This is a genomic window from Polaromonas sp. P1_G1, assembly GCF_056405595.1.
This window is the reverse complement of the sequence record NZ_JBFUBU010000014.1, coordinates 171,742-180,240: the sequence shown is the minus strand read 5'-3', so window position 1 is coordinate 180,240 and position 8,499 is coordinate 171,742. Positions and strand designations below refer to the sequence as shown.

Here is an 8,499-nt window from a genome sequence, read left to right as displayed (position 1 = left end):
GTTTGACCAGTTAGCGCCGCCCTTGCGTGTTTTCAATCCCCCGGAAAACCCTGAGCGCCGGGGCTGCCTATCTGCCGACTGAATCGGCAAGAAATGTGACCAGCTGGCGTTGCGCGGTGTTGAGGGGCATGGGGGACGAGATCAAGGCCAGCTCGGTGGGAGGAAGCGGCGGAAACCCATCTGCCTCATCCAGCGCGCGATGCTCCGGCAAGACGGCCGTTGTGGGCAGCACGGTGATGCCCAGGCCCGACGCGACGGCCGCCTGGATGCCGGTGAGACTGTGGCTGCCGAACACGACGCGCCAGCGTCTTCCGATTTTGTCCAGCGCCCGAATGGCGCGTTGCCGGTAGACGCAGCCTTGAGGAAACACCGCCAGCGGCACATCTTCCTCCTTGTGGATGGCGGCCGCGCCCGCGACCCATACCAGGGACTCGGGCCATGAGGCGATGCACTCGCCGCTACCGGGTTCCCGTTTGACCAGCGCGATGTCGATTTCGCCCTGATGCAGTTTGTGGTGCAGGTCCGTGCTCATGCCGCTCACGGTGTCCAGCCGCACGCCGGGATGGAGGGCCAGGAAGTCCGACAGCATCGCAGACATACGCTGCGCGTTGAAGTCTTCCGGCACACCGATGCGAACCGGCGTCAGCACCGTGGGCGCCGACAGGACGTCTTCCGCTTCCTGTGCCAGGGCGAGCAGGCGGCGTGCATAGGCCGCGAGTATCTCCCCATGTTCGGTCGGGCTGACGCGTTTGCCCGTCCTGTCGCGAACCAGCAAGGCGCGGCCAACGTTTTCTTCGAGCTTGCTGATTTGCTGGCTCACGGTGGACTGGGTGCGGTGCACGCGCTCGGCCGCCCGCGTGAAGCTGCGCTCGTCGACGACGCAGACCAGGGTTTTGAGGAGTTCGAGGTCCAGCATGGATTTCTTATTTATAAATCAACTGATATTGAAATGATAATTTAATTTGCAAATATCTGATGAGAATTGCACAGTTCCCGGCATGACACTTGAAAACACATCCAGGCCGGACTGGCTGACCTTTGATTGCTACGGCACCCTGATCCAGTGGGACGAAGGCCTGCGGGCGGCGGTCCGGAAAATCCTCCGGCTCAAGGGCTCGCCCGACGTCGCTCCGGCAAGCCTGATCGCCTTGCACGACCGCTTCGAGCACCAGCTCGAACAGGAGAAACCGCACCGTTCGTTTCGCGAGGTCTCCGGGCAGTCGCTACGCATGGCGCTGGAGGCGTTGGGCTTGCGCAGCGACGCTGAAGACGGCCGCATCCTGACGGACGGCATAGGCGCGATGCCGCCGTTTCCCGAAGTCGTCGCCACGCTGAGGCGGTTGAAGGGGCTAGGCTTCAAGCTGTGCATCGTGTCCAACACCGACGACGACATCATTGCCGGCAATGTGGCGCAGCTGGGCGGCACCATAGACCGCGTCATCACGGCCCAGCAAGCCGGCGCCTACAAACCGGCCAGGCGGCTGTTCGACTACGCCCATGCCGAACTCGGTGTGGGCAAGGACGACATCGTGCACATCTGCGCGAGCCCCCATCTGGACCACGCGGCCGCGCGCGACATCGGTTTTCGCTGCGTGTGGATAGACCGCGGCGCCAGGGCCCCCTTGCCGGACTACACGCCCGATGCAACACTGGCCACGCTGGATGAAGTGCCGGGCCTGTTTCGCAAGCTTGGCTGGTAACTGCAAACTGCTCAACACGAAGGAAATATTGAAATGGCCCATACCCTCTCAGTGGCAGCGCCGGCGGCGAAGGGCCGGCGCGTGGACCTGGCTTCCAACGCCGTCCGGCAAACCCGCATGGAGCTTGCCGCCTGCTTTCAGCTCGCGGCCAGGTTCGGCCTTGAAGAAGGTATCTGCAATCACTTTTCCGCGCTGGTGCCGGGCCACGACGACCTGTTCTTCGTGAACCCCTATGGTTACGCCTTCCGGGAAATCACCGCGTCGCGCCTGCTGGTCTGTGATTTTGACGGCAACGTGCTGGACGGCGAGGGGCAGCCCGAAGCGACCGCGTTTTTTATCCATGCGCGCTTGCACCGCTTGCAGCCGCGTGTCCGCGTCGCCTTTCACACCCACATGCCCAACGCCACCGCGCTCAGCATGCTGGAAGGCCCGCCTCTTTTGTGGCTGGGCCAAACCGCCCTGAAGTTCTACGGGCGTGTCGCCGTGGACGAGCACTACAACGGCCTGGCGCTGGACAACTCCGAGGGTGACCGGATCAGCGCGACCTTGGGTGATGCGGATGTAGTGTTCCTCAAGAACCACGGCGTGATCGTGACGGGCCCCACCATCGCCGAAGCCTGGGACGATCTGTATTATCTTGAACGCGCCGCTGAAGTCCAGATCAAGGCGATGAGCACGGGGCGACCGCTGCGTGGCATTCCGCATGAGGTGGCGCAGCGCGCCTACGAACAGATGCGGGTGGGCGATCCCGCGAGTGCGCGGGCGCACCTCGACAGCATGCTCCGCCTGCTGAAGGAAGACGGCGTGCGGTTTTAGGCCGGCTCGGGCGCGAGTTCCGCCGGCGCTTCGGCCTGCCCGGCGTCGGCCTCGCCGTCGCCGAGTTCACCACCCAACGCATCCAGCACATCGGGGATCAGCGAAGACAACTCGCCGGTGATGATGGCCGCGTCGGTGTCAAAACCATCGTCGTCCTTGCCGCTTTCCTGCACGCCGTCCAGCACCACGTCGAGCAGCTTGAGTTTTTTGAGCTGTGCGGTTTCGGTGAGTACAAAAGACACGCGCTCGTTCCAGGTCATGGCAAGCTGCGTGGGCACCTTGCCGGCTGCGATGTGCTGAGCCACTTCGTCGATCTCCAGGGTATGGCGTGAATAGCGGACCGTTGCCTTCTGGTCATCGGGCGTCTTGAGTTCGCAGTCGCGGTCCACCGTAAAGTTGTAAGGTGCTTCGCGGGTCGACAGCCAGTGGGACATGGCAGCGGCGGCCGACATCTGCGTCTGGATGGGGCTGGCCTTGAGGCCGGGCAGGGCGCCGGGGAGTTCGCTGAGCGCCTCCACCAGGTAGCTGATGACCTTGTCGGCGCCCGTGAGGTTGCCGGAATCGACCACCAGGAATTTGTTCACCGGGTCTATCCACAGCGTGGTGGTAGAGCGTTTGGTGAAGGCGCGCGGCAGAAGGTCCAACATGACTTCCTGCTTGAACTCCTTTTTGATCTTGGCGCCCACGCGCTCGCGGCCAGTTTCTTCCTTGTATTTTTCAATGCGCTCATCCACCGCGGCCTTGACGGCTGAGGACGGCACGGGCCGGCGCTCCGTGCACAGGCGGGCGATCAGCGAGCGGCCGACACTTTCGAGCAGCACGGTGCTTTTGTTGCCGCGGGGCGGCACCCAGCCGCTGGATTCCGGCTCGGTCGCACCGCAGGGCACAAAACGGTGCGACTGGAAAATTTCTTCTAGGGCCTCCAGAGGCGGCAACACAAAATCATCGGCAATGCGGAAAAAGATCGCGGTATTGAACATGGATTCCGGGGAGGTGTTGGGGAAGGAGAAAAGAGACTGGCCTTGAGGCCGGCCGCAAACGAAGGCCTTTGTGGGATTCGCTGCTATGCGGGAAATTCTACCGGGGACTGCCGCGCGGGCGGCCGGTCTTTATGTGATATCAAGCGTATGGATGCCGAAGGCGCCCTTGCGCCTGTCCTCAAAATAGTGTTCCAGGGTTTCCTTGACGGTCTTGAAGGCAATCTCGTCCCAGGGGATCTCGGCTTCGGTGAACAGCCGGGCTTCCAGGGTTTCATGGCCCGGGTTGAATTCATTGCTGAGCAGGCGTGCCCGGTAGTACAAATGCACCTGCCCGACGCTCACCACATTCATCACGGTGAAGAGGCCCAGCATTTCAAATTGGGCGCCGGCTTCTTCGTCGGTCTCGCGGGCCGCGCCCCCAGCGGTAGTTTCGCCAAGTTCCATGAAACCCGCGGGCAGCGTCCACTTGCCCCAGCGCGGCTCGATGTTACGTTTGCAGAGCAGCACTTGCGCGCCGTCCTCGCCCCAGGCGGGCACGGTGCCGACCACGTTGAGCGGGTTTTCATAGTGGACGGTGTTGCAGGCCGGGCAGACCGCACGCTCTTTGGTATCGCCGTCGTCCGGTAACCTGTAGGCCACGGCGGTGCCGCAGACACGGCAGTGTTTCAGGGGAAGGCGGTGCATCGGATGAGTGTAGCGGCTCCGCAATAGCGCACCGTAACCGCCCTCGGGGGCTTCTGCTTACTTGAGGGACGAGTAGTTGAGTGGCACCCAGGTATAGGACTTTCCCGTGGCCTTGCGCACATGGCCCAGGCCCGGGAAGGCGATGTGGGCGGAGCCGACCAGGTAGCCGCCCTTTGCCGCGGCGGCATAGGCCAGCGCGCGCTCTTTGGCGGCCGGGGCCGAGTCGCTGTCGAATTTGATGGTGACGGCGGGGTCGTCGAACTGGACGGCGGCAACGTGCATCAAGTCGCCCCACAGCACCAGCTTCTCGCCCTTGCTTTCCACCACATACACGCTGTGGCCTGCGGTGTGGCCGTGCGAAGGTTGGGCGCTGATGCCGGGCACGAGTTCGGTGCGGCCCTCAAATGGCTTGAGCTTGCCGGCCGCGGCGTAAGGTTTGATCGAGGCCATCGCGCCCTGGAAGAAACCCTGCGATTCTTTGGGTGCGGCCTTCATTTTGGCTTCGTCCAGCCAGAAGTCGGCGTCGGCCTTGTCCACGCGCACGATGGCGTTGGGGAAAGCAACGGCGCCAGCTGTCACCAGGCCACCCACATGGTCGGGGTGCATATGGGTGATGTAGATCTCATCGACCTGCTCGGGCTGGTAGCCGGCTGCCTTGAGGTTGGCCTGCAGGCTGCCCAGCGTGGGCCCGAACAGGCCGGCGGCGCCGGTGTCTATCAGCACCAGCTTGCTGCCGGTGTTGATGAGGTAGGCATTGACCGAGGTTTCCACCTGGTCGGGCAGGAAGGCTCGCTTCAGAGCCGCATCGACCTTGGCGGGGGTGGTGCGGGTCAGCAGGTCTTTGACGGGCAGCTTGACGGTGCCGTCCGACAGCGCGGTGACCTCAAAGTCGCCGAGCATGACGCGGTAATAGCCCGGGGCCTGGGTCTTGACCATGGGGCCGGCGGCGGAGGCGCTGAGCGCGGTGCCGGCCAGCAGGACGCTGAGGGCGAGGTGCTTGAAAGTGAAAGGACGCGACATGGAGTTCCCCTTGTGTTGTTGCTGTGTTGTGAATGATGTCGGAGCGCGTGTGAATGTAGGCGCTGGGCGAGTTTTTTGCGCGCTGCTTTGGGCAATCCCCTGCTCGCGGATGGGCAACTCGCAGAAGGCATCCTCGGGGCGGCCGACTGCTGTTAATGGCTTGGCTCGGGCGCTGAAACGAAAAAACCGGGCCTCGGCCCGGTTTTTGTCTTGTCGCGGCCTGGGGTCAGGCCTTGGTCGTCTTGGTGTGCTTTTCGATCAGGCCGCGCGCCGTGTCGAGCAGCTTCTTGCCGTCAAAGCCCTTCTTGTTCATGTCTTCCACCCATTCGACTTCCACCGTGCGTGACTTGCGGCGGAACTCCTGGGCTTCGGCTGCACTCACGGTGTAGATCGTGTTGCCGCGGTCGCTGGCGGTCTTGCGGCCGGGGACGTCGTTGCCCTGCTGCACCTTGCCCATCCAGGCCGAGGTGGCCATGCCGGAGTTGTTGTCGATCACCTTCTTGAGGTCCGGCGCCAGCGAGTTGTACTTGGCCTTGTTCATCGCCATCACAAAGGTGGTGGTGTAGAGGCTGCCGCCAGCGGGGTCGAACTCGGCATGGAACTTGGTGAGCTCGTTGACTTTGACCGAAGGCACGACTTCCCAGGGAATCACGCAGCCGGTGATGGTCCCCTTGCTCAGCGCGTCGGGAATCTGCGGCAGCGGCATGCCCACTGGCGTGGCGCCCAGCACACCCATGAGCTTGGTGACCTGGCGGGTGGGCGCGCGCAGCTTGAGGCCGCGCATGTCGGCAATCGACTTGACGGGCTTGTCGACCGTGTGGATCACGCCGGGGCCGTGCACCTGCAACGCCAGCACCTGGGTGTCCTTGAATTCATCGGGTGCCATCGTCTGCACGTATTCCCAATAGGCCTTGGAAGTCGCTTCGGCATTGGACATGATGAAAGGCAATTCAAACACTTCGATGCGGGGGAAGCGGCCGGCGGTGTTGCCGGGCAGCGTCCACACCACGTCGACAACGCCGTCCTTGGCCTGGTCGTAGAGCTGCACGGGCGTGCCGCCCAGCTGCATGGCCGGATAGCCTTCGAACTTGATGCGGCCGCCGGATTCTTTCTCGACCTTCTCCATCCAGGGTTTGTGCATGCCCAGCCAGACGTTGGACGAGGGCGACATGAAGGTGTGGAACTTCAGGGTCACGGCCTGCTGGGCCAGGCCCGACAGCGCCGGTGCGCCCAGCGCGGCGGCGGCGCCGGTTTTAAGAAGGGTTCGTCTTTGAATCATGGCGTGTCTCCTGTAGGCAATGTCGATAACTTAAGGCAGGCGGATGGGTTTGGGAAGCGGTGAAAGCCCTAGCTGATGTATTTCACCAGCCACAGCGATATGCCCGGGAACAGCAGCAGCAGGGTGGTGCGGATGGTGTCACTGATCAGGAAGGGCATGACGCCTTTGTAGCTTTCGCTGATGGGCACGTCCTTGGCCAGCCCGTTGACCACATAGACGTTCAGCCCCACCGGCGGCGCCAGCATGCCGAAACCGACGGTCATCAGCACCATGATGCCGAACCAGATCGCGGTGGACTCCTTGGCCATGCCGAAGTCCAGGCCCATCACCATGGGAAAAAAGATGGGAATCGTCAGCAGCAGCATGGACAACTCGTCCATCACGGCACCCAGCACCACGTAGAACAGCAGGATGGCCGTGACGACCATCAGCGGCGACAAGCCCCAGCCGCCGACCACGCCGGCGAGCTGGTTGGGCACCTGCGTCAGGGCCAGTGCGGAGTTCATCAGGTCGGCGCCTATGAAGATCAAAAAGATCATGGCCGAGCTTTCCGCCGTGGCATAAAAACACAGCTTGAACTTGGCCCAGGTGATTTCGCGCTTGAGCAGGGCCGCCACGAAGGTGGCGGCCGCGCCCACGGCCGCGCCTTCGGTGGGTGTGAACAAACCACCGTAGATGCCGCCGAAGACGATCACGAAGATGATGGCGATGGGCAGTATTCCCAGCAAGGAGGCCAGCGTCATGGGCGGCCTGTCATTGTCCACTTCGGGCGCCTGTCCGGGCACCAGCCGCACATAGATGGCGATGGCCACCATGTAGCCGAACATCGCGATGATGCCCGGCACCATGGCCGCGGCAAACAGCTTGGCGATGTTCTGCTCGGTGAGGATGGCGTAAATCACCAGCGGCACAGAGGGCGGGATCAAAATGCCCAGCGTGCCGCCGGCCGCCAGTGTGCCCGTGGAAAGGCGGCCCGAGTAGCCGTGGCGTTTCATCTCGGGCAGCGCCACGCCGGTGATGGTGGCGGCTGTGGCCACGGAAGAGCCGCAGATGGCGCCGAAGGCCGCGCACGCGAGAACCGACGCCATGGCCAGACCACCCTTGAAGCCGCCCATCACACCCGCCGCGAAACCGAAGAGGGCTCGGCTGATGCCGCCCTGCGTCGCGAAATGCCCCATCAGGATGAAAAGCGGGATCACCGACAGGTCGTAGCTGGCGAAGCGCGCGAAGGCCTGGGTGTTGAGGAAGCTGGAAAACGGCCCCCAGCCGGTCTGCATCACGTAGCCGATGGCGCCCGCGGCGAACATGGCGATCGCGATGGGCACGCGCACGGCCATGAAGACCAGCATGATGCCGAAAATGATCAGGGCGAGCGTGATGGAGCTCATACGTGCGCCTCCAGCTCGTCCAGCGGATTGTGCGGCTCATGGGCATCGCCGAAGCCGAACACGGATTGGTAAATACCGATCACGCAGGTCAGCACAAAGGGCGGGACCATGGTGGCGTACACCGTCCATTCCGGGAAGCCCAGGATCTGGGTTTCCGAATGCGTGTTGTAGGAGTTGAGGCCTCCCAGCACGGTCCGCCAGGCCAGCAGGCCGAAGATCAGGCCCAGCAGCAGTGCACCGAAGCGGTCCAGCCTGTCGTTGGACGTCCGGCTGAGTTTGGCCGTGAAAAAGTCCACGATGATGTTGCCGCGCTGGATCTGGCAAAAAGGCATGAAAAGCGCGATGGCCGCGCCGGTGACCACGCCGGTGAGTTCAAAGTCGCCGACCAGGGTGGCGCCGAGCAGGTTGCGGCCTATCAGGCTGGCGCAGGTCATCAGCGTGATGGCCGTGAGCAGCACGCCGGCCAGCACGGCGCAGAGTTTCGCGAGGGACTGCAGGATTTTCAAGAAGGATCTCCGGAAAGCGAACTTGGGTCTCGGGGAGTCCCCCAAACCGCATGGCCGATTATCAGAACTGCGGCTTGATCCGGGCAGGTGGGTTACCCCGAGGCTGCCCGGGTATTTGCGCGGTGA

Annotated in this window: 9 protein-coding genes; 2 read left to right on the top strand and 7 right to left on the bottom strand. The window is 63.2% G+C overall.

From position 1 onward, the window contains the following. Positions 1 to 67 precede the first annotated feature (67 nt). Positions 68 to 916 (bottom strand): LysR family transcriptional regulator, encoded by an 849-nt coding sequence (locus AC1D1Y_RS09560; protein WP_477682118.1) that lies wholly within the window; start codon positions 914 to 916, stop codon positions 68 to 70. Positions 917 to 998: 82 nt separating this feature from the next. Here AC1D1Y_RS09560 and AC1D1Y_RS09555 point away from each other — a divergent pair, with 82 nt between their 5' ends. Both AC1D1Y_RS09555 and AC1D1Y_RS09550 read left to right on the top strand, forming a co-directional pair. Further along, entirely contained in the window at positions 999 to 1,700 is a 702-nt protein-coding gene (locus AC1D1Y_RS09555; protein ID WP_477682117.1) for an HAD-IA family hydrolase, read from the top strand. Between the two features lie 33 nt (positions 1,701 to 1,733). Continuing rightward, positions 1,734 to 2,516, top strand: coding sequence for an aldolase (locus AC1D1Y_RS09550; RefSeq protein WP_477682116.1), 783 nt, complete (start codon positions 1,734 to 1,736; stop codon positions 2,514 to 2,516). On the opposite strand, the gene AC1D1Y_RS09545 is transcribed toward AC1D1Y_RS09550, so the two are convergent. The 6 genes from AC1D1Y_RS09545 to AC1D1Y_RS09520 all read right to left on the bottom strand — a co-directional run bounded on the left by AC1D1Y_RS09545 (position 2,513) and on the right by AC1D1Y_RS09520 (position 8,373). Beyond that, positions 2,513 to 3,496: a recombination-associated protein RdgC gene (locus AC1D1Y_RS09545; RefSeq protein ID WP_477682115.1), complete on the bottom strand. Its 984-nt coding sequence runs from the start codon at positions 3,494 to 3,496 to the stop codon at positions 2,513 to 2,515. The genes AC1D1Y_RS09550 and AC1D1Y_RS09545 overlap by 4 nt on opposite strands. Before the next feature lie 129 nt (positions 3,497 to 3,625). Further along, positions 3,626 to 4,180, bottom strand: a complete 555-nt coding sequence (locus AC1D1Y_RS09540) for an NUDIX hydrolase (RefSeq protein WP_477654614.1) — start codon at positions 4,178 to 4,180, stop codon at positions 3,626 to 3,628. A 57-nt stretch (positions 4,181 to 4,237) separates the two neighbouring features. Beyond that, entirely contained in the window at positions 4,238 to 5,200 is a 963-nt protein-coding gene (locus AC1D1Y_RS09535) for an MBL fold metallo-hydrolase (protein WP_477682114.1), read from the bottom strand. Positions 5,201 to 5,426: 226 nt separating this feature from the next. Next, on the bottom strand, positions 5,427 to 6,479 hold the full coding sequence (locus AC1D1Y_RS09530; protein ID WP_477654616.1) for a TRAP transporter substrate-binding protein: 1,053 nt from the start codon (positions 6,477 to 6,479) through the stop codon (positions 5,427 to 5,429). A gap of 68 nt (positions 6,480 to 6,547) precedes the next feature. Then, positions 6,548 to 7,867, bottom strand: coding sequence for a TRAP transporter large permease (locus AC1D1Y_RS09525; RefSeq protein ID WP_477682113.1), 1,320 nt, complete (start codon positions 7,865 to 7,867; stop codon positions 6,548 to 6,550). Next, on the bottom strand, positions 7,864 to 8,373 hold the full coding sequence (locus AC1D1Y_RS09520) for a TRAP transporter small permease (RefSeq protein ID WP_477682112.1): 510 nt from the start codon (positions 8,371 to 8,373) through the stop codon (positions 7,864 to 7,866). Before AC1D1Y_RS09520 ends, AC1D1Y_RS09525 begins: the two co-directional genes overlap by 4 nt. Positions 8,374 to 8,499: the final 126 nt, after the last annotated feature.